Source organism: Mycobacterium sp. NGS54 (genome assembly GCF_059812465.1).
In genome coordinates this window covers 28,984-51,644 of the sequence record NZ_JCALCS010000004.1, presented here as the reverse complement: position 1 = coordinate 51,644, position 22,661 = coordinate 28,984, and the positions used below count along the sequence as shown (strand labels likewise).

Here is a 22,661-nt window from a genome sequence, read left to right as displayed (position 1 = left end):
ACGACAAGGAGAAACCCAGTGCCGATTATCGAGCAGGTCGGGGCCCGAGAGATCCTCGACTCCCGCGGCAACCCGACGGTCGAGGTCGAGATAGCCCTGATGGACGGGACGTTCGCCCGCGCGGCGGTGCCGTCCGGCGCGTCGACCGGCGAGCACGAGGCCGTCGAGCTGCGGGACGGCGGCGAGCGTTACGGCGGCAAAGGCGTGCAAAAAGCGGTGCAGGCCGTCCTCGACGAGATCGGTCCGGCCGTGATCGGCCTGGCCGCCGACGACCAGCGGCTGGTGGACCAGGCGCTGGTGGACCTCGACGGCACCCCCGACAAGTCGCGGCTGGGTGGCAACGCGATCCTGGGCGTCTCGCTGGCGGTCGCCAAGGCGGCCGCCGATTCCGCCGATTTGCCGCTGTTCCGCTACATCGGCGGGCCGAACGCGCACATCCTGCCCGTGCCGATGATGAACATCCTCAACGGCGGTGCGCACGCCGACACCGGCGTCGACATTCAGGAGTTCATGGTCGCGCCGATCGGCGCGCCCAGCTTCGCCGAGGCGTTGCGCTGGGGCGCCGAGGTCTACCACTCGCTCAAGTCGGTGCTGAAGAAGGAGGGCCTGTCCACCGGGCTTGGCGACGAGGGCGGATTCGCCCCCGACGTCGCCGGCACCACCGCGGCGCTGGACCTGATCGGCCGCGCCATCGAATCGGCGGGTTTCAAACTGGGCACCGACGTGGCGCTGGCCCTCGACGCGGCGGCCACCGAGTTCTACGCCGACGGCACCGGCTATACCTTCGAAGGCAGCGCCCGCACCGCCGAGCAGATGGCCGAGTTCTACGCCGGCCTGCTTGGCTCGTATCCGCTGGTGTCCATCGAAGACCCACTGTCCGAAGACGATTGGGACGGCTGGGCGGCCCTGACCGCGTCGATCGGGGACCGCGTGCAGATCGTCGGCGACGACATCTTCGTCACCAACCCCGAACGCCTGGAAGAGGGCATCGAAAAGGGCGTGGCAAACGCCTTGCTGGTCAAGGTGAATCAGATCGGCACGCTCACCGAGACGCTCGACGCCGTCGCGCTGGCCCACCACAGCGGGTATCGCACGATGATGAGCCACCGCAGCGGCGAGACGGAGGACACCACGATCGCCGACCTGGCGGTGGCCGTCGGCAGCGGCCAGATCAAGACCGGCGCGCCCGCCCGCAGCGAGCGCGTGGCCAAATACAATCAACTGTTGCGGATCGAGGAAGCCCTCGGCGACGCGGCACGCTTCGCCGGCGATCTGGCGTTCCCGCGGTTCGCGCTGGAGCAGAAGTAGGTTGAAATAGGTTGACGCCCAAGCCCGATCCGAAGCGCCGTTCCCCGGCATCGCGCCCGGGGAAGGCCGGCGATTCGGTTCGGCGCCGTCGATCGGCCAAGCCGCCACAAACCGCGAACCACCCGGCCCGGTCGATGCAGGAGCGTGTCGTCGAGCCCATCAAGCGGCAGGTCGCCGAGTCGGTCGAACAACGCTCCGATCAGCGGCTCGGGTTCACCGCACGCCGGGCGGCGGTGCTCGCCGCGGTGATCTGCGTGCTGACCCTGACCATCGCCGGCCCGGTGCGCACCTACTTCGCGCAGCGCACCGAGATGAACCAGTTGGCCGCCAGCCAGGCTGCGCTGCGCCGCCAGATCGCCGAGCTCGAGCAGAAGAAGGTCAAGCTCGGCGACCCGGCATACATTGCGGCGCAGGCCCGCGAGCGCCTCGGCTTCGTGATGCCCGGCGACATTCCGTTCCAGGTTCAGCTGCCACCCACGGCGGCGGTGTCCCCGCAGCCCGGGTCCGACGCGGCGAAACCGGCGAACAACAATCCGTGGTACACCTCCTTGTGGCACACCATCGCCGACGCGCCCCACCTGCCGCCGGCACCCCCGGAAGCTCCCAACCCCACGGCGCCCGGTGGTTGATCGTGCCGATCTGGAAGCGGTGGCGCGTCAGCTCGGCCGCGAGCCGCGCGGGGTGCTGGAGATCGCCTACCGTTGTCCCAACGGCGAACCCGGCGTGGTGAAGACGGCGCCGAAACTTCCTGACGGCACGCCCTTTCCGACGTTGTACTACCTCACCCATCCCGCCCTGACCGCGGCGGCGAGCAGGCTGGAGACGACGGGACTGATGCGCGAGATGACCGAGCGGTTGGGGCGGGATCCCGAGCTGGCGACTGCGTACCGGCGAGCCCACGAGTCGTATCTGGCCGAACGTGACGCGATCGAACCGCTGGGGACAACGTTTTCCGGCGGCGGGATGCCGGATCGGGTCAAGTGCCTGCACGTGCTGATCGCGCACTCGCTGGCCAAGGGCCCCGGCGTGAATCCGCTTGGGGACGAGGCGTTGTCGGTTCTGGCCGGCGACCCGGCGATGGCGAGCGTGTTGGTGGCGGGCCAGTGGTGAGCAGGCTCGCCGGAATCGACTGCGGCACCAACTCGATTCGTTTGCTGATCGCCGACGTGAGCGACGGTCGGCTGCACGACGTGCATCGCGAGACGCGAATCGTGCGGCTGGGGCAGGGCGTCGACGCGACGGGCGAGTTTGCGCCCGAGGCGATCGCGCGAACCCGCGCCGCGCTGGCCGATTACGCGTCACTGCTGAAGACGCACGGCGTCGAGCGGGTGCGGATGGTGGCCACGTCGGCGGCGCGCGACGTCGCCAATCGCGATGTGTTCTTTGCGATGACGGCCGACGTGCTGGGCGCGGTGCTGCCAGGCGCGGTGGCGGAGGTGATCAGCGGCGACGAGGAGGCGTCGCTTTCGTTCCACGGGGCTGTCGGCGAATTGGACCGCGCTGCTGGGCCTTTCGTCGTCGTCGATCTGGGCGGCGGCTCCACCGAGATCGTGGTCGGCGGTGAGCGCGTGGTGGCCGGCTACTCCGCCGACATCGGGTGCGTCCGGCTGACCGAGCGTTGCCTGCACTCGGACCCGCCCACGCCCGACGAGGTGGCGGCCGCCCGAGCGGTGGTGCGGGAGCGGCTGGACGCCGCGCTGGGCGTGGTAGACGTCGAAGCGGCGCGGACCTGGGTGGGGCTGGCCGGCACGATGACGACGCTGTCCGCGCTGGCGCACAACATGACGGCGTATGGCTCTGCGGCCATTCATCTTTCACGCGTGCCGGGCGCTGACCTGCTGGCGGTGTGCGAGCGGCTGATCGGGATGACGCGGGCGGAGCGCGCCGCGCTGGGGCCGATGCACGAGGGACGCGCCGACGTGATCGCCGGCGGCGCGATCGTGGTGGAGGAACTGGCGCGCGAGCTGCGCGCCCGCGCCGGCATCGACGAGTTGATCGTCAGCGAGCACGACATCCTGGACGGCATCGTGCTGTCCATCGCCGGCTGAGTCACATCTGTCACACTGACCACCGCGGGCAGGGGCCAGTGTGACGGATGTGACTTAGCGAGGAATCGTTGTGAATAGCGGGTTTTCGAAGTGCGGTCATGGCGAAAATTTCGCCAAATCTCCGCCGTCAATGCACGCGCCATGCCCTAGGCACACACTCACGCCTCGAAGCGGTAACCCATGCCCGATTCGGTCAGCAGGTGCTTGGGGTGCGACGGGTCGTCTTCGAGCTTGCGCCGCAACTGCGCCAGATACACACGCAGGTAATGGGTTTCGGTGGCATACGCCGGACCCCATACCTCCTTCAACAACTCCTCGCGGCCCACCAGCTTGCCGCGATTGCGCACCAGCACCTCGAGCATGCCCCATTCGGTCGGCGTGAGGTGGACCTCGGCACCGTCCTTGGTGACCTTCTTGGCGGCCAGATCGACGGTGAACGCGTCGGTTTCGACGACCGGCTCGTCCACCTCCGACGCCGCCGCGTTGCGTCGCACCGCGGCGCGCAACCGCGCCAGGAACTCGTCCATTCCAAAGGGTTTCGTCACGTAGTCGTCGGCGCCGGCGTCGAGGGCCTCGACCTTGTCCGAGGAATCCGTGCGAGCCGAAAGCACGATCACCGGCGCCGACAGCCAGCCGCGCAGGCCGGCCAGCACCTCGATGCCGGAGATGTCCGGCAACCCGAGGTCCAGCACCACCACGTCGGGCTTGTGCTCGGCGGCCGCGCGCAGCGCCCCCGCACCGCTCGACGCGGTGATCACCTCGTAACCCCGCACCGACAGGTTGATTCGCAACGCCCGCAGGATGTGCGGCTCGTCGTCGATCACCAACACCCGGGTCACAGCGCACCAAATTCCTGCGGCGCGGCCAGATCCACCACGACGGTAAGCCCGCCGCCCGGCGTGTCACCGGCCGAGATCGTGCCGCCCATCGCCTCCACGAAACCGCGGGCCACCGACATCCCCAGCCCCACGCCCGTGGTGTTGTCGTGATCGCCCAGCCGCTGGAAGGCCTCGAAGATCTGATCCTCGGTGCCCTTGGGGATTCCGGGACCTTCGTCGATCACGTTGATCAGGACGCGATCGCCCACCCGGCCCGCGTTGACGCGAACCACGCAGTTGGGCGCGTAGCGCAGCGCGTTGTCGATCAGGTTGGCGAGCACGCGTTCCAGCAGCCCGGCGTCGGCCAACGCCACCGCGTCGCCCACGTCGACCTTGACCCGATCGATCGCCGATCGGTAGAACCCGGTGGCGCCCTTGCCGATGCTGACCAGGGCCCGTTGCACCGTCTCCTCGAGATACACCCGGCGCAGGTCCGGGTGGATCACCCCGGCGGCCAGGCGCGAGGAGTCGAGCAGGTTGCCGACCAGCGCGGTCAGCTGGTCGATGGACTCCTCGATGGTGGCCAGCAATTCGGCCGTGTCGGTGGGGGAGAAGGCGACGTCTTCGGCGCGCAGGCTGGACACGGCGACCTTGGCCGCGGCCAGCGGAGTGCGCAGGTCATGGCTCACCGCCGAGAGCAGGGAGCGCCGCAACTCGTCGGCCCGCACGATCGCCTCGGTCCGGCTGGCCTCTTCCGCCAGCTCTCGCTGCCTGATCAGGCCCGCGGCCTGCTTGGCCACCGCGCTCACCACCCTGCGGTCACGGGTGGACAGCTTCTTGCCGGCCATCAGCATCCAAAACACGTCGTCGCCGACCTCGATCGCGGTGTCGGCGGAATCGACGCTCACGCAAGGATCTTTGCCCACACACGCGACGATGTAGCTCTTTTTGCCGGCGGCGCGCTCCTCCTCGCTCGGCTCCCGCAGCATGCTGACCGCGCGCTGCGAGTAGGTCTCCCGCACGCGTTCCAGCAGCGTCTCGAGGTCGGCGCCGCGCAGCACCGATCCCGCGAACAGCGTGAGCAGCTCGGCCTCTTGGGATGCCTGACGGGCTTCGCGGGTGCGTTTGGTCGCACCGTCGACGAGGATAGCGACGGCGACCGCCACCAACAGCAGGACGAGTTCTGTGACGGCGGCAGCCGGTTCCGCGATCGTAAAGGTGTGCCGCGGAGCGGTCAGGTAGTAGTTCAACAACAGGCTGGACAACACCGCCGAAAGGACAGCCGGCGCAACGCCTCCGAGCAGGGCCACCACCAAGACCCCGACAAAGAACATGGCGCTGTCACCGCTGGTCCCCAGATACGGGTCCAACAGCGTCACCGTCACGGCGCAGATGGCCGACGGCACGATTAGGGCCGCCAGCCACGAGGCGACGCGGCGCTCCCGGGGGGCCAGCGGTCCCAGGTGCAGGACGCGCTCGGATTCCTCGTGCGTGACCATGTGTACGTCGATCTTCCCGGAGCGCTCCACGATCGTGGGGCCGATGCCCTCCTCGAAGATGCGCGCCCACCGCGGCCGGCGGGAGGTGCCGATCACCAGCTGGGTGGCGTTGTTCTCGCGCGCGAAATCAAGTAGGGCCGTGGGCACGTCGTCGCCCACGACGGTGTGCAGCGACGCGTCCAGGCTGTTCGCCAGCTCTCGGATCTTGCCCATCCTGCGCTCCGACACGCCGGCCAGGCCGTCACCGCGGATGACGTGCACCACCATCAGCTCGGCGCTGGACTTCGACGCGATCCGCGATGCCCGTCGCACCAACGTCTCCGATTCCGGACCGCCGGTGACCGCCACCACCACCCGCTCGCGCGCCTCCCACATGTCGGTGATCTTGTTCTCGGCCCGGTACTTGGCCAGCGCGGTGTCGACCTGGTCGGCCAGCCACAGCAGCGCCAATTCCCGCAGCGCGGTGAGATTTCCGGCGCGGAAGTAGTTCGACAGCGCCGCGTCGATCCGTGCCGGAGCGTAGACGTTTCCATGGGATAGCCTGCGGCGCAACGCCTCCGGCGTGATGTCGATGAGTTCGACCTGCGACGCCTGCCGCACGATCGAATCGGGGATGGTTTCCTGCTGTTCGATGCCGGTGATCTGGGCGACGACGTCGTTGAGGCTCTCCAGATGCTGAATGTTGACCGTGGAGATCACCGTGATCCCGGCATCGAGCAGTTCCTCGACGTCTTGCCAACGCTTTTCGTTCTTGCTGCCCGGTGTGTTGGTGTGGGCGAGTTCGTCGACCAGGACCACCTGCGGATGGCGGGCCAGCACGGCCGGCACGTCGAGTTCCGGGAACCTGCCGCCGCGATAGTCGACGTAGTGCGGGGGGATGACCTCGATACCGTCAAGCAGCTCGGCGGTTTTCGCCCGCCCATGGGTCTCGACCACCGCCGCCACCAGGTCGGTGCCGCGTTCCAAGCGCCGGTGCGCCTCGCCGAGCATCGCGAAGGTCTTGCCGACACCCGGTGCCGCGCCGAGGTAGATGCGTAGCTCGCCGCGCTTGGGATGGTGGTCGGTCACGCTCACGTCAACCATCATCCCCCTCCGCGCTAGCCGTTAACCGGAAATCGGTGGTCGAGCTCCAGGTTGAGCTGCAGCACGTTGACCGTCGGCTCGCCTAAAAACCCGAGGTCGCGGCCGCTGCGGTAGTGCGCCAGCACCCCACGGATCTGATCGGCGTTGACGTGGCGGGCCTTTGCCACCCGCGCGATCTGGATGTCGGCGTAGGCCGGCGAGATGTTCGGGTCCAGGCCGCTGCCGCTGGCGGTGACCGCGTCGGCGGGGACGGCCGGGTTGGCGGGTGCGGCCCCGCGGATGGGCACGATCTGGCCGATCGTGTAGTCCTCGCCGAATTTTGCGCACTCGACCCGGACGCCCTCGTACATCGTCAGGAACGCGGCCGAGGTCGACTGGCACGGCTCGTTGACGCTCACCACACGGGTCGGGTGGAGGACGTTTCCGCGGGCGTCGCGGGGTCCGATCACCGACAGCACCGCGCCCACGCCGCCGCCCGTGCAGAACGGGCGGGAACCGTCCACACCCTCCAGCTGGCCGATCGCGGTGCTGCGCGTGCACACCTGTGTCAGCAGGCTCGGCTTGAATCCCGCGTCCGACGCGGACTTTCCGCCGGCGATTTGTGCCGGGTCCGCGGGTGTGTCGACGATGCTCTCCGGACCGAGGTTGCTCGCGCTGGTATTCAGCGGGTCGTAGCCGGTGCCGGCCGCCGAGGGGCGGCTTTGGAAGTACTGCGGCAGCGCATTCCCGTCCTTGTCGGTGAACAGCTGGCCGATCAGCCGGCTGCCGACTGTCTTGCCGTTGGCGGTGAGGATCGAGCCTTCGGCCTTGTCGTGCAGGCCGGGGATCTGCGCCACCAGCCAGACGAACGCCGGGTAGGCGAGGCCGGTGATGACGGTCAGCACCAGCAGCGCGCGGAAGGCCGCCCAGTGCATGCGGACGAAACTGGAGAACTTCATGTCAGGACATCCCTGGGACGAATTGGACGATGAGGTCGATCGCCTTGATCCCGATGAACGGGGCGACTATGCCGCCGAGCCCGTAAAGATAGAGATTGCGGCTCAACAGCTTTGACGCGCTGCTCGGCGTGTAGCGCACGCCGCGCAGCGACAGCGGGATCAGCATGACGATGATGATGGCGTTGAAGATCACCGCGGACAGGATCGCGGACTGCGGGCTGTGCAGCCGCATGATGTTGATCATGTCCAGCCCCGGGAACAGGGCGACGAACATGGCGGGGATGATCGCGAAGTACTTCGCGATGTCGTTGGCGATGGAGAAGGTAGTGAGCGCGCCGCGGGTGATCAGCAGCTGCTTGCCGATCTCGACGATCTCGATGAGCTTGGTCGGGTCGGAGTCGAGATCGACCATGTTGCCGGCCTCTTTGGCCGCCGAGGTTCCGGTGTTCATCGCCACGCCGACGTCGGCCTGAGCCAGGGCCGGCGCATCGTTGGTGCCGTCGCCGGTCATCGCGACCAGCTTGCCGCCCTCCTGCTCACGCTTGATCAGCGCCAGCTTGTCCTCCGGGGTGGCCTCCGCGAGGAAGTCGTCGACACCCGCCTCGTCGGCAATCGCCTTGGCCGTCAACGGGTTATCGCCGGTGATCATCACGGTGCGGATGCCCATCTTGCGCATCTCGTCGAAGCGCTCGCGCATGCCCTGCTTGACGACGTCCTTGAGGTGAATGACGCCCAGCACCCTTGCATTTTCGTCGGCTATGCCGACACCGCACTCACCGACGACCAGCGGAGTGCCGCCGGCGGCGGAGATGCCGTCGACGATCTCACCGAGCTGCGTCGGCACCTTACCGCCTTGCCCGCGCACCCATTCGGCGACGGAGCTGGCCGCGCCCTTGCGCAGCAGGTGCCCGTCCAGGTCGACCCCGGACATTCGCGTAGAGGCGGAGAACTCCACCCAATGGGCGTGCGCGAGTTCGCCCGGAGCGCGCTCGCGCAGCCCGAAGTGTTGCTTGGCGAACACGACGATCGAGCGTCCCTCCGGCGTTTCGTCGGCCAGGCTGGACAATTGCGCGGCGTCGGCGAGGTGCTCGTTGGTGACGCCGTCGAGTGGGACGAATGCGCCGGCCTGGCGGTTGCCCAGGGTGATGGTGCCCGTCTTGTCGAGCAGCAGCGTGTTGACGTCGCCGGCGGCCTCCACCGCGCGCCCGGACATCGCCAGCACGTTGCGCTGTACCAGCCGGTCCATCCCGGCGATGCCGATGGCCGACAACAGCGCGCCGATCGTGGTGGGGATCAGGCACACCAACAGCGACACCATCACGATCCCGGTGACGCCACTTGCGTTGAGCGCCTGGGTGTCCGGAACACCCGGGTTGTTCGCCTTGGAATAGATCGCCAGCGGCTGCAGGGTCGCGACGGCGAAAACGAAGATGACCGTCAACGCGGCCAGCAGGATGTTCAGCGCGATCTCGTTGGGGGTCTTCTGCCGGTTGGCGCCCTCGACGAGCGCGATCATCCGGTCGATGAAGCTTTCACCCGGCTTCTGCGTGATCTTCACGACGATGCGGTCGCTCAGCACGGTGGTGCCGCCGGTGACCGCCGAACGGTCGCCGCCGGACTCGCGGATCACCGGCGCCGACTCGCCCGTGATCGCCGATTCATCCACCGACGCAATTCCTTCCACGACGTCGCCGTCGCCGGGGATCACCTGGCCGGCCTCGACGACGACGATGTCGCCCTGCTGCAACAACGGCGCCGCGACCTCTTCCTCGACGCCGGGGGCGCCGGGTTGCCAGCTCTTGAGGCGCCGGGCCAGGGTCTGGGTTTTGGCTCGGCGCAGCGTCTCCGCCTGGGCCTTGCCGCGGCCTTCGGCCACCGCCTCCGCGAGATTGGCGAACAGCACGGTCAGCCACAGCCAGACGACGATCAGCCACGCGAACCAGGTTTCGTTGATGACCGCCAACACGGTGCTCCAGGCGGCGCCGATTTCGACGATGAACATCACCGGGTTGCGCCACAGGGTGCGCGGGTCGAGCTTGCGCAGCGCGTCCGGGGTCGAGCGCCACAGCATCTTCGGGTCGAGCAAGCCGCCCTGGACCCGCTTCTTGTCTGTGGGGGTCGCGGGCTGCGTCTGCTCGGACGAATCGACGGCGGTCGCGGTCATCAGTGGATTCCTTCAGCGAGAGGCCCGAGCGCGAGCACGGGCAGGAAAGTGAGGGCAACGAGGATCACCGTGACGCCGGCGACCATTCCCACGAACTGCGGGCGATGGGTGGGCAGGGTGCCCACCGATTCGGGCGTGTGGCCCTGCTTGGCGAGCGAACCGGCCAGCGCCAGGACGAGCACCATCGGCAGGAACCGCCCGAAGACCATCGCCAGTCCGAGCGCGGTGTTGTACCAGTTGGTGTTGACGCTGATCCCGGCGAACGCCGACCCGTTGTTGTTCGCGGCGGAGGTGAACGCGTACAGCACCTCCGACAGCCCGTGCGGGCCGGTGTTGAGCATGCCGGCGCGCTCGCCGGGCAGCGCCATCGCGATCGCGGTCCCGGTCAGCACGATGAGCGGGGTGACCAGGAAATAGCTTGCGGCCAGCTTGATTTCGCGCGGGTTGATCTTCTTACCGAGGTATTCCGGGGTGCGCCCGACCATCAGTCCGGCAACGAAAACGGTGATCACCGCCAGGATCAGCATGCCGTAGAGCCCCGAGCCGGTGCCGCCGGGAGCGACCTCACCGAGCTGCATGTTGAACAGCGCCATCATCCCGCCGAGGCTGGTGTAGGAGTCGTGGAACGAGTCGACGGCGCCGGTCGACGTGAGCGTCGTGGAGTCGGCGAAAACCGCCGAGTTGGCGACGCCGAACCGCTGCTCGACGCCTTCGAAGGCCGCGCCGACCGACGTCGGCACCGTGCCGTGGTGCTGCAGCTGGAACCACATCATGAAGGACACGCTGAACGCGTACAGGGTCGCCATCACCGAGGCGATCGCGTAGCCCTGCTTGGTGCTGCCCACCATGCGCCCGAAGGTGCGTGGCAGCGAGAAGCTGATCACCAGCAGCAGGAAGATCTCCAGCCAGTTGCTCCACGTCGTCGGGTTCTCGAACGGGTGCGCGGAATTCGTGTTGTAGAAGCCGCCGCCGTTGGTGCCGAGCTCCTTGATCGCCTCCTGGCTGGCCACCGGGCCGCCGGTGATCGTCTGCTGGGCGCCGCCAAGGGTGGTGGCAACCTGGTCGTGCAGATGGAAATTCTGGATCGCACCACCCGCAATGAGCACGATCGCGGCAACAATCGAAATGGGCAGCAGGATGCGCAGCACCGTGCGCACCAGGTCGACCCAGAAGTTCCCGAGGTCGCCGGTGCGCTTGCGGGCGAACCCGCGCACCAGTGCGATCGCCACCGCCATGCCGACGGCGGCCGAGACGAAGTTCTGCACCGCCAGCCCGGCCATCTGCACCAGATGGCCCTGCGTCGACTCACCGGAATACGCCTGCCAGTTGGTATTCGTGGTAAAGCTGACGGCCGTGTTCCACGCCAACCCCGGGGTCATCTGGGTGGCCGGATCGTGCAGGTGCAACGGCAATTTGCCCTGCACGAGCTGGAACACGAAGAGGAACAGGATGCTGATCGACGAGAACGCCAGCACGCTGCGGGCGTAGGCCCCCCACGTCTGCTCCGAGCGTGAATCGACACCGATCGCCCGGTAGATGACCCGCTCGACGTAGGAGTCCTTTTCCGACGTGTAGACGCGATACATGTAGTCGCCGAACGGCACATGCACCACCACCAGTGCCACGACGAGGACGACGAGGAAGATGATCCCCGCTGTTGTTGTGCTCACTAGAACCTCTCCGGGAACAGCAGGGCGGCTGCGAGATACAGCGCAAGAATGACGGAAAGCGCCAAACCGACGACGTTTTCGTAACTCACAGCCGCTCGACCAGCTTCTGCGTCAGCCCGAGCAGGGCGAACACCGCGATCGTCACCAAGACGTAGACCAACACGCCCATCTTGTCTCCGTTCCACCAGTCCTGCGCACACGTAATGGCCTCATCGAGACAGCCACGGCGCGGGTCTCGGAGGCAAGGTCAGCTTGAAACTAAGCGGGGCTGATGCGGTAGGGCCGTTGGTTGACACTTTCCTAACGGGGCCGTAGTGCACCTTTACGGTTTCTTTACGCCCGAATCCAGGGGTGGATCAATATCGCGCAAAGGTCGGAACGGGTCGCGTATGAATGTCGTTTGGATCCGTGCTCAGAATGCCGCAGCGGCGTAGACCCGAATCATGCGAGTGATACGGCACCCCCAGGCGGTCAGGTATGTCTGACGCACTGCTGCAGATCCCGGACGCGTTGAAGGCCATTGTCGCGGCCTCGATCCTGCTGACCGTCTACTACCTGGGTCGCCGGGGACCGAGGCCGTCGGTTGAATTCAGGGGCCGTGCGGCACCGGGTCATCGATCATCGGCAGCCGGACCCGGAAAACCGTTCGGCCGTCGGCGGATTCGGCGCTCACCGAGCCGTGGTGGGCCTTGACGATCGAACTCACGATGGCCAGGCCCAGCCCGATGCCCGAGCCGCTGGACCGCGACGTGTCGGCGCGGGCGAACCGCTCGAACAGCCGGGGGACGAGGTCGGCGTCGATGCCGGGCCCGTCGTCGGCCACGGTCAGTTCCGCATAGGGAGCTTCGGCACCAAAGCGGTGGCAGGTGATTCCGGTCGTCACCGTGACGCCCGGCGGCGTGTGCACGCGGGCGTTGCTGAGCAGGTTGCTGACCAGTTGGTGCAGCCGGGCGTGATCGCCACGAACCCAAACCGGCTCGTCGGGAAGGTCTTTGACCCAAAAGTGGCTCGGCGCCGCGACCGCCGCGTCGTTCACGGCGTTGACGACGAGGTCCGCCAGGTCGACGTCCTGGGTCTGCAGGTCTTGGCCCTCGCCCAGACGCGAAAGCAGCAGCAGCTCGTCGACGAGTACCGCCATGCGCCGCGCCTCCGACTCGATGCGCGCCAGCGCGTATTCGGTGGTCGGCGGCAGGGCCTCGCTGTCCTGGCGCGTCAGTTCCGCATAACCCTGAATCGCCGCCAGCGGGGTGCGCAACTCGTGGCTGGCGTCGGTGATGAACTGCCGCATCCGCATATCGGACTCGGCGCGATGCGCCAGCGCGCTATCGACGTTGTCCAGCAACCGGTTCAGCGTGTGCCCGACGATGCCGACTTCGTTGTCCGGGTCGGTGTCCTGTGGTCGCACCCTGGCGCTGATTCGGTGATCGCCATCGGTCAGCGGCATGGCGGCGACCTCGGCGGCGGTCGCGGCGAGCCGGCGCAGGGGGCGCAGGGTGGACCCGACCACCCACACGGTCAGCCCCGCGGTGATTGTGAGGGCCACCGCGACAAGCGCCGTGGTGGTTAGCTGCTTGCGAACGATGATCTGGTCGGCCCGGGCCAGCGATACGCCGACGACCAAGAGGTCGGGCCCACTGACGCGGCTGTCGACGCGATACGAACCGAGGCTGCCCAGCTTCTCGGTTCGTGGCGGCGCGTCGGGCCAGGACTGCGCTTCCATGGAGCGCACGACGTCGGGCGGCGCGGGCCGCGCTTCGGCTTCGGAAAAGACCGCCGAGCCGATCACCCTGCCGTCGTGCAGCACGGCGATGAGATTGCCCGGCGTTTGGTCAGTGAATTCGAGCATGGCCTGCGCGATCGGCTGGGTGTTCCCTTGCGCCGCAGGATGTTCGCCGCTGCGGTATCTGGTGTACGCGTTGGTCAGTGCGTCCAGGGATTGGTCGACGTCGGCGTCGCTCATCGCGGTGACGTAGCCGCGCAGGCTGAGCACCGAGACGATGCCGACCGTAACCAGCACCACGCTGACGACGGCCAACACGCCCAATAGCAATTGGCGGCGCAAGGAGTGGGGCAGCCACCGCGGAAGGTCCCTGGATCCGGTGTTCGGCTCGCCGGTCATTCGGGCGGTCGCAGCATGTACCCAACGCCGCGGACGGTATGGATCATGGGGTCCCGGCCGGAGTCGATCTTCTTCCTCAGGTACGAGATGTACAGATCCACGATGCTGGTTCGCCCGGCGAAGTCGTAATTCCAGACGCGGTCGAGGATTTCGGTGCGGCTCAGCGCGCGGCGGGGGTTGCGCATGAGGAACCGCAGCAATTCGAACTCGGTCGACGAGAGCGATATCGGGGTGCCGCCGCGGGTGACCTCCCGGCTGGCGGTGTCGACATGTAGGTCGCCGATTTTCAGGGTCTCGGCCGCCGGCGGGGTCTGCTGGGTGGAGCGGCGCAACAACCCCCGCAGCCGCGCGACGAGCTCCTCGAGGCTGAACGGCTTGGTCATGTAGTCGTCGGCGCCGGCGGTGAGGCCGGTGACGCGGTCCATGACGGAATCACGGGCGGTGAGGAACAGTGTGGGGGTGTAGGCGTCGGATTCGCGGATTCGCTGCAGAATCCGCAGGCCGTCCACGTCCGGAAGCATGATGTCGAGCACCAGCACGTCGGGATTGACGTTCTCGAACTTCGCGATGGCCTCGCGGCCGTTGTGGGCGATGTCGACCACCCAGCCCTCGTAATGCAGCGCCATCTTCACCAAGTTGGTCAGCGCGGGCTCGTCGTCCACCAGCAAAACCCGGATCGGTGAGCCGTCGGCGCGGTAAATGCGGGGCAGCTGCCCCAGGATGGCCTGGCGTGGCCGTTGGCTGCCTGCTTGTCCCGTCATCACGGTCATGTTCCAACATTCTCCCAAGCGCACATCTGATTGTCACGGAACTCATAGAGCTCTCAAATAAAACCCTGTCCCGCTGCTCACATCAGGCCAAGCTCAAATATGAGTTTTATATGTGTCGCATCAGTGTGCTTGAGGTGAGATGATTACCCAAAAATACTGGTATGCATGGATGTTGGCTCTGGCAGAGGCGAAGGGCTTCGGGCGGTAGTGCCCCAAATTGCATCGATACGAATGGAATTCATTGACCACAAGGCGCTGCGCTTCAGCGGATGCCGTCGGAGCCGGGCGGGCGCGTACGACGGCCGAGGACCAAGACGTCCTCAATCTCGTTAACACAAAGTTACGCGATGTTACGAATGCTGGTATCTCTAAATGAGTTTCGCAGCACGAGTATCGTGCTTTCCGTCAAGACCGGCTTCGTCAACGGTTGCCGATTGTCGGGCACTCGGCTTTGCCGGCCGCCCACCGCGGGCCGCAGGAAGTAACCGGTCATGCTTCGGTCGGGCGGGTGATGCCGACGGACAACGACGGGATCTCCCCGCGTCCGTCGATACGCAGCGGGGCCCAGCCGGCCCCGGGCGGCGGGGGCCGGCCCGCGTTGGAGACGTGCTCACGCTGACCACGGCCGTCCGCGGCATCGGCGCCCCGGACGCAAGTTTCGCATAACTGGACCAGCAAACTCGAGTAAAGGATAGGAACGGGCGATGGACTTTGGCGCACTGCCACCGGAGATCAACTCCGGTCGGATGTATCTGGGGCCGGGGCCCGAAACCCTGTTGACCGCTTCGGCGGGCTGGGAATCGCTGGCCGCCGAGCTGACCGATGCCGCCAGCGGGTATCAATCGGTGGTCGCAAGCCTCACCGACGAGTCCTGGCTGGGACCGACGTCGCTGTCGATGGCCGCCGCGGTGACGCCCTACATATCGTGGATGACGGCCACCGCCGCGCAGTGTGAGCAGTCGGCCACCCAGGCCACGGCCGCGGCGGCGGCCTTCGAGACCGCATACGCCATGACGGTGCCGCCACCGCTGATCGTGGCCAACCGCGCCCAGCTGATGGCGTTGATCGCGACCAACATTTTCGGGCAGAACACGCCGGCGATCATGGCCACGGAAGCCGAGTACAGCGAGATGTGGGCGCAGGACGCCACCGCGATGTACAGCTACGCCGCCAATTCGGCTGCGGCATCGGCATTTTCGACGTTCACCTCGCCGCCCCAGACCACCAACCCGGGCGGCGTCGCCGCGCAGGCCGGCGCCCAGGCCGGCAGCAACGCCCAGACGACGACGGCACAGCTGATGTCCTCGGTGCCCCAGACGCTGCAGAACCTGGCGACCCCGGGTGCCGCGTCTGGTGCCGGGGTGTCGCCGGCGGCGGCGGGCACCGCGGCGTCGCTGGGATCTACGGCGGCTACCTCCCCGCTCAGCGCGCTGTCGAGCCTGACCGGAGCGACGGGCAAGACCGCCACCAAGGGCGCCAGCACCGGCGCGAGCGCGCTGTCCGGATTGACCTCGAGCCTCACGGCTGCGCTGGGCGGGAACGGAAGTGCCCTGACCGATGTGCTCGGCCTGGGCTCGGATCTGGCCGGGTTGGGCGGCGACGGTGCGGGGTTGGGCACCGACGGCGCCGGAATGGGTTTCGACGGGTATGGCCTGAGCCTTGATTTCGCGGGCTTGGGTTCGCTCGAGGGCGCCGACCCGGGGGTCTTCGGCGGTCTGGGAGGCCTCGGGCCTGCCGGGGGTCTGGGCGCGGCCGCGTCGGCGAGCGTGGGTCAGGCGCCCTCGCTCGGGACCTTGTCGGTGCCGCCGACGTGGGCCGACGCCGTGTCATCCGTCACGCCCCTGCCCGCCCTGGACGCCAACGCCATGCCGGGCGGGTGGGGCGCGGCGCCCGCGTCAGCGCCCACCGCCGGCGTCTCCAAATTGCCGCTGGGCGGCATGGTCGGGCGGGAGTCCGAGGGCGCGGTCCAGCGAATCGGGTTCCGTCCCACGCTGATTCCGCGGTCCCCCGTCGCCGGATAGCGCATCAGACAAAGAACGGGGCCGCACACCGGTCGGTGTGCGGCCCCGCCTTGAAGCTGCGAATCAGGCCCAGCTGGACCCGACGGCGCTGTCCGTGCTGGACATGTTGCTGCCGGCGTTTTGCACCTTCTGGCCGTGGGAGTTGGCCTGCTCGTAGATCACCTGGAAGTTGCGACCCAACTGGGTGATGAACTCCTGGCAGGCCACCGAACCGGCGCCACCCCAGAAGTCACCAGCGGCCAGCACATCGCGAACGATGGCCTGGTGCTCGGCTTCCAACGACGCGGCCTGGGCGCGAATCGTCGCACCATGGGCATCCACATCGCCAAACTGGTAATTGATGGTCATGTTTTCCTCCTGAAATAAAAGTGTGGGGGCTAGCTGCCGAGGATTTGCTGCGAGGCCTGCTCTTGCTGCTCGTAGTTGTTCGCGTCGCGGATCAGCCCGTCGCGCACACCGTGCAGCATGTTCACGATGTTGCGGAAGGCCTGATTCATCTGACCCATTGTGTCGTAGGACGTCGCCTGCGCCTGGCCACTCCAGCCCGCACCGGCGATGTTCATCGACGACGCCCACATCTTGCGGGCCTCATCCTCAACGGTCTGCGCGTGGACCTCAAACCGGCCCGCCATCGCCCGCATCTCATGCGGGTCAGTCATAAAGCGTGTTGCCATGTTGCCTTTTCTCCTTCTGGATGAATTTCTTGCCTTGTGATACAGGTCGGCCGTCGTAACTGGCTGTTACGCGGCATGAAAGCCGATGGAGCGGTACTCCCTGTTTTCTGTTTCTATTCCTCGCGTCAGACGACAACCTGCTTGGGCATGACGATCGGCTTGAAGCCGTAGCGCGGGCCGGAGCCGTAGGCGGCGGCACCCTTGGCAGCCCCCGCCATGCCGGGCATGCCGGGCATCGCCGCTACGGGCTCGGCCTCGGCGGCCGCGGTCCAACCGGAGCCCTCCAGGGGAGCCGTCGACGAAGCCAACGTCGCCGGGGCGGCCGAAGACCAGCTGGCCGGTACCGACAGGCCGCCGACAGAGGACGCTTCCGCCATGCCCGCTCCCACGCTGTTCGCCAGGGTGCCTTCCGCCACGGAGGCGGCCCCGGCCGCCGGTGCCACGGCGTCGACGGTCGACCAGGGCACGCCCGGAATTGCGCCAATCGTGTGCCCGTACGACACCGCCGTCGGGATGGCGGTGCCGACGAACCAAGCCGCGGTCACACCGAACTGCTGAACACCGTTGAAGTTGAACAGCGTGCCGAATAGGCCGTCCGCCTCGTTCAGCACCGCCGCCGGTCCGGGGAAAGCGGTCGAGAACGCGTTCCATATCTCGGTACCGAAGGACTCGGTGCCGAAGTTTGCCAACAGGCCGCTCAACCCTGTCGCCGCGCTGTTACCTTGGGCCGACGCCAAGGCCGTGGAAACCGCCGCGCCTTGGGTGGCAGCCGCGGCCGGACTGGCGGTCGGTGACGCCGGTGCCAGCGGCTGCAGGACCGAGGACGCCGCTGCCGCCGCCGAATAGGTGTACATCGTGAGCGCGTCTTGGACCCACATCTCGGCATACATTGCCTCGGTGGCCATGATCGCCGGCGTATTGATGCCCAGGAAGTTGGTCGCCACCAGCGCGGCCAGCTGTGCGCGGTTCGCCGCGATCACCGGCGGAGGCACCGTTCCCGCAAAGGCCGCCTCGTAGGCGGCCGCCGCCGTCGAAGCCTGAGCGCCCGCTTGCTCGGCCGCCGCGGCGGTCGTGGTCAGCCAGGAAATGTACGGCTGGGCCGCGGCCGCAGCCGCTGCCGACCCGGCGCCCGTCCACTGCTCGCCGGTCAACGTCCCGACGATCGAATCCCACGAGGTCGCGGTGGTGCTCAGCTCGGCGGCCAGGTTGCTCCAAGCCGTCGCTGCGGCCATCAGCGGTCCGGAACCGGCGCCGGCGTACATCAGAGCGGAGTTGATCTCAGGGGGCAAAGCTGCAAAATCGAGAACCATTTTTCTGTATCCCGTTTCTTTTGTTGGAAGTCCGTTTGCTTGCGAGTGTGCGTGGCGCCGCTAGACGGCCGTCGGCTTCGGCATCACGATGGGCTTGACGCCGTAACGCGGCGCACCGAATCCGGCGCTGTTGCGGGCGGCCGCACCCATGCCGGGCATGCCCGGCACGATGGTCCCGGTCCCGGCCTGCGGCGCTGCGCCGGTCCAGCCCACGGTCTGTACCGCGGTCGCGGGCGCCGCGCCGGGGGTAAACGAACCGGCCCAGCTTGGCGGCACCGACAATTTGCCGACCATCGTCGCCTGGCCGGCGCTTGCGACCGGCATCGCGGTCATGGCGCCTGCGCCGCCGAGGCCCCCGGCCGGCGCCACCGCGTTCACATCCGCCGCCCCGGCCGCCGCCGCACCTGCGTCACCGGCCGCGCTGGCAGAAGTATCCAGCAGACCACCGCCGGCCATGCCGAGGCAGGTGGACATGGCCGAGGCCCAGTTGCCGCTCTCGAAGCTGACGAAGTTGGCGGAGTTACCCGACAGGCTGAGCGGGTTTCCACCCGAGCTGTAGAGCGGGCCGCCGAGGAAGGTGGCGAGGTTTGTCTCGAAAGTCGCGATGCTGTCGTAGGGGGTGGCCGCTGCACTGGCGTTGGCGGCCTCGGTGGCGGTGTAGGTGCCGGAGCTGAGGCCGAGGGTCTGCACGAACTGCTGTTGGATCGCCTGGGCTTCGGCCGCGAGCTGCTGGTAGTACGTGCCGTACGTCGAGAAGATTCCCGCTTGCAGGGCCGAGACCGGGTCGGCGGCGGCCGGAGCGATGGCGGTGGTCGGCGCCGCGGCGCCCGCGTTCTGGGCCGTCAGTGAAGTGCCGATCCCTGCTAGCTGTGCTGCCGCGGCCAGCAACTCTTCAGGAATTGTTGTCAGAAACGACATCTACTGCTCCTAGTGTCAAGGGAACTTGCCGACCCCCCAGCGGGAGGGTCGACCTGTGTGTTCACGTAATGGCTCCTGTGCGTGGGCGTAAGATTAGCCAGCCACGACTCCACATTCCCGACGGAAAAGGCTAGGGTGACGGCCGTTTACGGCTTCTTAACGCCGACGCGCGCAGTTTTAACAAGGTCCTGTCGGGTGACATAGCGTTGTCATCTGGGATGCGCCGGCACGGCACCATTTGGCGGGCGGCGCGCGCATCGTAGGCCAAGCGGGGCCGGGGCGCATCTCGCTAATTCGGCCGATTTTGGTGGGTCGCGACGCCCCGTTGTGCGGCTCGGCGCGCTAGATTCGCCGCCGGGCCCCCATAGCCCAATTGGCAGAGGCAGCGGACTTAAAATCCGCCCAGTGTCGGTTCGAGTCCGACTGGGGGCACCAGACCGGTCCGGTGGGCAGTTGCGAGCCGTCGGAGGCGAAATCGAGGAGGGTATGCAAGGGGCGGGATATGCAAGCTGAAACCGCTGCTGCTCGCGCTCGTTCGGCGGTCGAGTCGGTTCTTGATGATCCGATGGGACGGCTCGCGCTGTTGCGTCGGACGTACAGGGTCCCAGCGGCCGTCGACCGCGGGTACCTTCCCTACCGGCGAGCGGCGTCGGCATTCATGCGATGGCAACTTCGGCGGGGCCTGTTGAACCCCCCGACGGACCCGTCCCCCGGAAGCCCGTGGTGGCGGGCGATGAACGAGGGACTCCTGCGCGACGCCGCCGAAGCCCGGGCGCTCGCCTTCGGTTACGCGGGGCAGCCCTCTGGCCCCGGCGTGGCGGCGCATCTGGAGTTCATCCGGCGACCGACCGCGCGCAGTTGGTACCGCGCCCACAACACCAGCATCGTCGCGGGCTACTTGGCGAACATGCCACTGGCGGCCGCTGAGCGCCGCGTCGAGCGGTTCTTTCTCAATGTCGTTCTGCTCCGCGTGTTGTTCGCTCACGCGCTGGTGTCCGCCCCCCGATTGGCGCTGGGTTGGCTTGCGCCGCTGGGCCGCCCGCTGGGTGATCCGCGCGTCGGAATGACCGGCATCTTCCTGTCGCTAAGTCGGGTGCTGCCCGACCGCTATCCGCTCGGCGACGACGTGGAGAACTACGTCGCGGCCGAGCTTGGGTTCGGCCACCTATTGGACATCGGCGTCATCCAGCCGAGGCTTGACGCGCTCTACCGGTGGTCCGCGGACGAGCTGCAGCTTCCCGCGCTGCGCGGTTTGCTCGACGGTCTCACTCCGCGATACGCCTGGGATCCCGCCGATGACGCCATGTGGAAGATCGCGCCGTCGCCGTTGGCGACAGCGGCGCGAAGGCTGATTCGAGGCTGAACGACTCCTGACGCGATCGCCGGCAGGCCACGGTTGCGCCCTGATTCGATGCATGCTTATATAGAAGGATGTCAAATCAGGCCGAGGCGGGATGTTGCCCTTCGCTGAGCGTGGCCGCCCTCGGCGAGTCACAGGCTGCGGAGTTGGCGGCGATGTTCAAGGCGCTCGGCGACCCGGTGCGCCTGCGGCTGCTGAGCCTCATCGCCAGCCACCCCGGCGGGGAGGCGTGCGTGTGCGAGATCTCGGCGACCTTCGACGTCTCCCAGCCGACGATTTCCCATCACCTCAAACTGCTGCGCTCGGCCGGGCTGTTGGACTGCGAGCGGCGGGGCACCTGGGTCTACTACTGGGTGATTCCCTCTGCGCTGCGGCAGCTTTCTTCGGCCCTGCACGTCGACGACGAAGACTTGACGGCCACACCGGGGTGTCGGCCGTGACCGCAACCCCGACGCCGGTGCCGGCCCCGGAGGCGGTAGCGACCCGGCTTTCGACCCTGGACCGGTTCCTGCCGGTGTGGATCGGCGTTGCGATGGCCGCGGGTCTCCTGCTGGGCCGACTCATTCCCGGCCTCGGGTCGGCACTCAGTGCCGTTGCGGTCCAAGGCATTTCGCTGCCGATCGCGGTGGGCCTGCTCGTGATGATGTACCCGGTGCTGGCCAAGGTCCGCTACGACCGGCTCGACGAGGTCACCACGGACCGCAAGCTGATGGTGTCCTCGCTGGCGCTCAACTGGCTGGTCGGTCCGGCACTGATGTTCACGCTGGCGTGGCTGCTGCTCGCGGATCTGCCCGCCTACCGCACGGGGCTGATCATCGTGGGGTTGGCCCGCTGCATCGCCATGGTCATCATCTGGAACGACCTGGCGTGCGGGGACCGCGAGGCCGCGGCGGTGCTGGTGGCGCTGAACTCGTTGTTCCAGGTTGTCATGTTCGCCGCGCTGGGCTGGTTCTATCTGTCGGTGCTGCCGGGCTGGCTGGGCCTGCCGCAAACCGGAATCGCCGTGTCCCCCTGGCAGATCGCGAAGTCCGTGCTCATCTTCCTGGGCATCCCGCTGCTGGCCGGATACCTGTCGCGCCGACTGGGTGAACGGGCCAAGGGTCGCCACTGGTACGAGACGAAATTCCTGCCGCGCGTCGGTCCGTGGGCCCTGTACGGCTTGCTGTTCACCATCGTCATCCTGTTCGCCTTGCAGGGCCACCAAATCGCCTCCCGGCCATGGGATGTCGCGCGCATCGCCGTGCCGCTGCTGGCCTACTTCGCGATCATGTGGGCCGGCGGGTACGCCCTCGGCTTCGTGTTGCGGCTGGGCTACGCGCGCACCGCCACCCTGGCGTTCACCGCCGCCGGCAACAATTTCGAACTGGCCATCGCGGTGGCGATAGCCACCTACGGCGCGGCATCGGGTCAAGCCCTGGCCGGCGTGGTCGGACCGCTGATCGAAGTGCCCGTGCTAGTTGGGCTCGTCTACGTATCCCTGGCGATGCGCTCCCGGGTCTTCCGGTCGGAGCCGCGGGGAGAGGCCGGGGCCGATGGCCCATAAGCCCAGTGTGTTGTTCGTCTGCGTCCACAACGCCGGGCGCTCGCAGATGGCCGCCGCCCTGCTGAGCCGCGCGGCCGGCGATCGCATCGAAGTTCGGTCCGCCGGAACAGAACCCGCCGATCGGATCAACCCGGTCGTCGTCGCAGCGATGGACGAACTCGGCATCGACGTCACCGCCGCCACCCCCAAAGTCCTGACCACCCACTCGGTACAGACCAGCGACGTCGTGATCACCATGGGCTGCGGCGACGCCTGCCCCTACTTTCCGGGGGTGTCCTACCGCGACTGGAAACTTGCCGATCCCGCCGGCCAACCCCTGGCCACCGTGAGGGCGATCCGCGACGACATCGCCGAGCGCGTCGCGTCGCTGGTCGCCGAGCTCCTGCCCAACGCCACAACTACATAATTCGCACCGAAG

19 protein-coding genes, 1 tRNA gene and 1 pseudogene are annotated in these 22,661 nt (G+C 67.5%); 9 read left to right on the top strand and 12 right to left on the bottom strand.

The window, feature by feature from the left end; all coding sequences use genetic code 11:
* The first annotated feature begins 18 nt into the window (after positions 1–18).
* From eno to AC5Y5E_RS12630, 4 genes are read left to right on the top strand one after another with little or no spacing between them, the layout of a single operon-like run.
* On the top strand, positions 19–1,308 hold the full coding sequence (gene eno / locus AC5Y5E_RS12645; RefSeq protein ID WP_499903354.1) for a phosphopyruvate hydratase: 1,290 nt from the start codon (positions 19–21) through the stop codon (positions 1,306–1,308).
* 11 nt (positions 1,309–1,319) lie between these two features.
* Entirely contained in the window at positions 1,320–1,937 is a 618-nt protein-coding gene (locus tag AC5Y5E_RS12640; RefSeq protein WP_499903353.1) for an FtsB family cell division protein, read from the top strand.
* Complete coding sequence (locus AC5Y5E_RS12635) at positions 1,930–2,418, top strand: DUF501 domain-containing protein (RefSeq protein ID WP_499903352.1); 489 nt, start codon at positions 1,930–1,932, stop codon at positions 2,416–2,418. The genes AC5Y5E_RS12640 and AC5Y5E_RS12635 overlap by 8 nt, the downstream gene beginning before the upstream one ends.
* Positions 2,412–3,356, top strand: a complete 945-nt coding sequence (locus AC5Y5E_RS12630; RefSeq protein ID WP_499903351.1) for a Ppx/GppA phosphatase family protein — start codon at positions 2,412–2,414, stop codon at positions 3,354–3,356. Before AC5Y5E_RS12635 ends, AC5Y5E_RS12630 begins: the two co-directional genes overlap by 7 nt.
* A gap of 158 nt (positions 3,357–3,514) precedes the next feature.
* On the opposite strand, the gene AC5Y5E_RS12625 is transcribed toward AC5Y5E_RS12630, so the two are convergent.
* The 8 genes from AC5Y5E_RS12625 to AC5Y5E_RS12590 form a co-directional block, all read right to left on the bottom strand.
* On the bottom strand, positions 3,515–4,195 hold the full coding sequence (locus AC5Y5E_RS12625; protein WP_499903350.1) for a response regulator: 681 nt from the start codon (positions 4,193–4,195) through the stop codon (positions 3,515–3,517).
* Positions 4,192–6,759, bottom strand: a complete 2,568-nt coding sequence (locus AC5Y5E_RS12620) for a DUF4118 domain-containing protein (protein ID WP_499903349.1) — start codon at positions 6,757–6,759, stop codon at positions 4,192–4,194. The genes AC5Y5E_RS12625 and AC5Y5E_RS12620 overlap by 4 nt, the downstream gene beginning before the upstream one ends.
* A gap of 11 nt (positions 6,760–6,770) precedes the next feature.
* The gene (locus AC5Y5E_RS12615; protein WP_499903348.1) at positions 6,771–7,694 is read right to left on the bottom strand and encodes a potassium-transporting ATPase subunit C; all 924 of its coding nucleotides are present in this window, start codon (positions 7,692–7,694) and stop codon (positions 6,771–6,773) included.
* Between the two features lies 1 nt (position 7,695).
* Complete coding sequence (gene kdpB, locus AC5Y5E_RS12610) at positions 7,696–9,858, bottom strand: potassium-transporting ATPase subunit KdpB (protein ID WP_499903347.1); 2,163 nt, start codon at positions 9,856–9,858, stop codon at positions 7,696–7,698.
* On the bottom strand, positions 9,858–11,528 hold the full coding sequence (gene kdpA, locus AC5Y5E_RS12605) for a potassium-transporting ATPase subunit KdpA (RefSeq protein WP_499903346.1): 1,671 nt from the start codon (positions 11,526–11,528) through the stop codon (positions 9,858–9,860). Before kdpA ends, kdpB begins: the two co-directional genes overlap by 1 nt.
* Positions 11,528–11,617: a K(+)-transporting ATPase subunit F gene (kdpF, locus tag AC5Y5E_RS12600; RefSeq protein WP_156764638.1), complete on the bottom strand. Its 90-nt coding sequence runs from the start codon at positions 11,615–11,617 to the stop codon at positions 11,528–11,530. The genes kdpA and kdpF overlap by 1 nt, the downstream gene beginning before the upstream one ends.
* 500 nt (positions 11,618–12,117) lie before the next feature.
* Positions 12,118–13,647: a sensor histidine kinase gene (locus tag AC5Y5E_RS12595; RefSeq protein ID WP_499903345.1), complete on the bottom strand. Its 1,530-nt coding sequence runs from the start codon at positions 13,645–13,647 to the stop codon at positions 12,118–12,120.
* Positions 13,644–14,417 carry a response regulator transcription factor gene (locus tag AC5Y5E_RS12590; protein WP_499903344.1) on the bottom strand — a complete coding sequence of 258 codons (774 nt, stop codon included), beginning with the start codon at positions 14,415–14,417 and terminating at the stop codon, positions 13,644–13,646. The genes AC5Y5E_RS12595 and AC5Y5E_RS12590 overlap by 4 nt, the downstream gene beginning before the upstream one ends.
* Positions 14,418–15,121: 704 nt before the next feature.
* Here AC5Y5E_RS12590 and AC5Y5E_RS12585 point away from each other — a divergent pair.
* Positions 15,122–16,438, top strand: coding sequence for a PPE family protein, SVP subgroup (locus AC5Y5E_RS12585; RefSeq protein WP_499903343.1), 1,317 nt, complete (start codon positions 15,122–15,124; stop codon positions 16,436–16,438).
* Positions 16,439–16,501: 63 nt separating this feature from the next.
* On the opposite strand, the gene AC5Y5E_RS12580 is transcribed toward AC5Y5E_RS12585, so the two are convergent.
* The 4 genes from AC5Y5E_RS12580 to AC5Y5E_RS12565 all read right to left on the bottom strand — a co-directional run bounded on the left by AC5Y5E_RS12580 (position 16,502) and on the right by AC5Y5E_RS12565 (position 19,340).
* A complete protein-coding gene (locus tag AC5Y5E_RS12580) occupies positions 16,502–16,786 on the bottom strand; it encodes a WXG100 family type VII secretion target (protein ID WP_499903342.1) in 285 nt (94 codons plus the stop codon).
* A gap of 29 nt (positions 16,787–16,815) precedes the next feature.
* Positions 16,816–17,112 carry a WXG100 family type VII secretion target gene (locus AC5Y5E_RS12575; protein WP_066914021.1) on the bottom strand — a complete coding sequence of 99 codons (297 nt, stop codon included), beginning with the start codon at positions 17,110–17,112 and terminating at the stop codon, positions 16,816–16,818.
* 125 nt (positions 17,113–17,237) lie between these two features.
* The gene (locus tag AC5Y5E_RS12570) at positions 17,238–18,422 is read right to left on the bottom strand and encodes a PPE family protein (RefSeq protein WP_499903341.1); all 1,185 of its coding nucleotides are present in this window, start codon (positions 18,420–18,422) and stop codon (positions 17,238–17,240) included.
* A gap of 60 nt (positions 18,423–18,482) precedes the next feature.
* The gene (locus AC5Y5E_RS12565) at positions 18,483–19,340 is read right to left on the bottom strand and encodes a PE/PPE C-terminal domain-containing protein (protein ID WP_499903340.1); all 858 of its coding nucleotides are present in this window, start codon (positions 19,338–19,340) and stop codon (positions 18,483–18,485) included.
* A gap of 358 nt (positions 19,341–19,698) precedes the next feature.
* Here AC5Y5E_RS12565 and AC5Y5E_RS12560 point away from each other — a divergent pair.
* From AC5Y5E_RS12560 to arsB, 4 genes and pseudogenes are all read left to right on the top strand, one after another.
* A tRNA-Leu gene (locus tag AC5Y5E_RS12560) sits at positions 19,699–19,775 on the top strand.
* A 298-nt stretch (positions 19,776–20,073) separates the two neighbouring features.
* The gene (locus AC5Y5E_RS12555) at positions 20,074–20,703 is read left to right on the top strand and encodes a hypothetical protein (protein ID WP_499903339.1); all 630 of its coding nucleotides are present in this window, start codon (positions 20,074–20,076) and stop codon (positions 20,701–20,703) included.
* 68 nt (positions 20,704–20,771) lie between these two features.
* On the top strand, positions 20,772–21,140 hold the full coding sequence (locus AC5Y5E_RS12550; protein WP_499903338.1) for an ArsR/SmtB family transcription factor: 369 nt from the start codon (positions 20,772–20,774) through the stop codon (positions 21,138–21,140).
* Positions 21,137–22,649, top strand: a pseudogene (gene arsB, locus AC5Y5E_RS12545) (ACR3 family arsenite efflux transporter). The gene AC5Y5E_RS12550 and the pseudogene arsB overlap by 4 nt, the downstream one beginning before the upstream one ends.
* Positions 22,650–22,661 lie beyond the last annotated feature (12 nt).

What these genes read in the sequence shown, in the direction of transcription:
- AC5Y5E_RS12575 (WP_066914021.1), bottom strand. Translation starts at nt 17,112, where the DNA reads ATGGCAACACGCTTTATGACTGACCCGCATGAGATGCGGGCGATGGCG.
- AC5Y5E_RS12580 (WP_499903342.1), bottom strand. Translation starts at nt 16,786, where the DNA reads ATGACCATCAATTACCAGTTTGGCGATGTGGATGCCCATGGTGCGACG.
- AC5Y5E_RS12570 (WP_499903341.1), bottom strand. Translation starts at nt 18,422, where the DNA reads ATGGTTCTCGATTTTGCAGCTTTGCCCCCTGAGATCAACTCCGCTCTG.
- AC5Y5E_RS12565 (WP_499903340.1), bottom strand. Translation starts at nt 19,340, where the DNA reads ATGTCGTTTCTGACAACAATTCCTGAAGAGTTGCTGGCCGCGGCAGCA.
- AC5Y5E_RS12590 (WP_499903344.1), bottom strand. Translation starts at nt 14,417, where the DNA reads ATGACCGTGATGACGGGACAAGCAGGCAGCCAACGGCCACGCCAGGCC.
- AC5Y5E_RS12620 (WP_499903349.1), bottom strand. Translation starts at nt 6,759, where the DNA reads ATGATGGTTGACGTGAGCGTGACCGACCACCATCCCAAGCGCGGCGAG.
- AC5Y5E_RS12555 (WP_499903339.1), top strand. Translation starts at nt 20,074, where the DNA reads ATGAACGAGGGACTCCTGCGCGACGCCGCCGAAGCCCGGGCGCTCGCC.
- kdpB (WP_499903347.1), bottom strand. Translation starts at nt 9,858, where the DNA reads ATGACCGCGACCGCCGTCGATTCGTCCGAGCAGACGCAGCCCGCGACC.
- AC5Y5E_RS12550 (WP_499903338.1), top strand. Translation starts at nt 20,772, where the DNA reads ATGTCAAATCAGGCCGAGGCGGGATGTTGCCCTTCGCTGAGCGTGGCC.
- AC5Y5E_RS12595 (WP_499903345.1), bottom strand. Translation starts at nt 13,647, where the DNA reads ATGACCGGCGAGCCGAACACCGGATCCAGGGACCTTCCGCGGTGGCTG.
- AC5Y5E_RS12585 (WP_499903343.1), top strand. Translation starts at nt 15,122, where the DNA reads ATGGACTTTGGCGCACTGCCACCGGAGATCAACTCCGGTCGGATGTAT.
- AC5Y5E_RS12615 (WP_499903348.1), bottom strand. Translation starts at nt 7,694, where the DNA reads ATGAAGTTCTCCAGTTTCGTCCGCATGCACTGGGCGGCCTTCCGCGCG.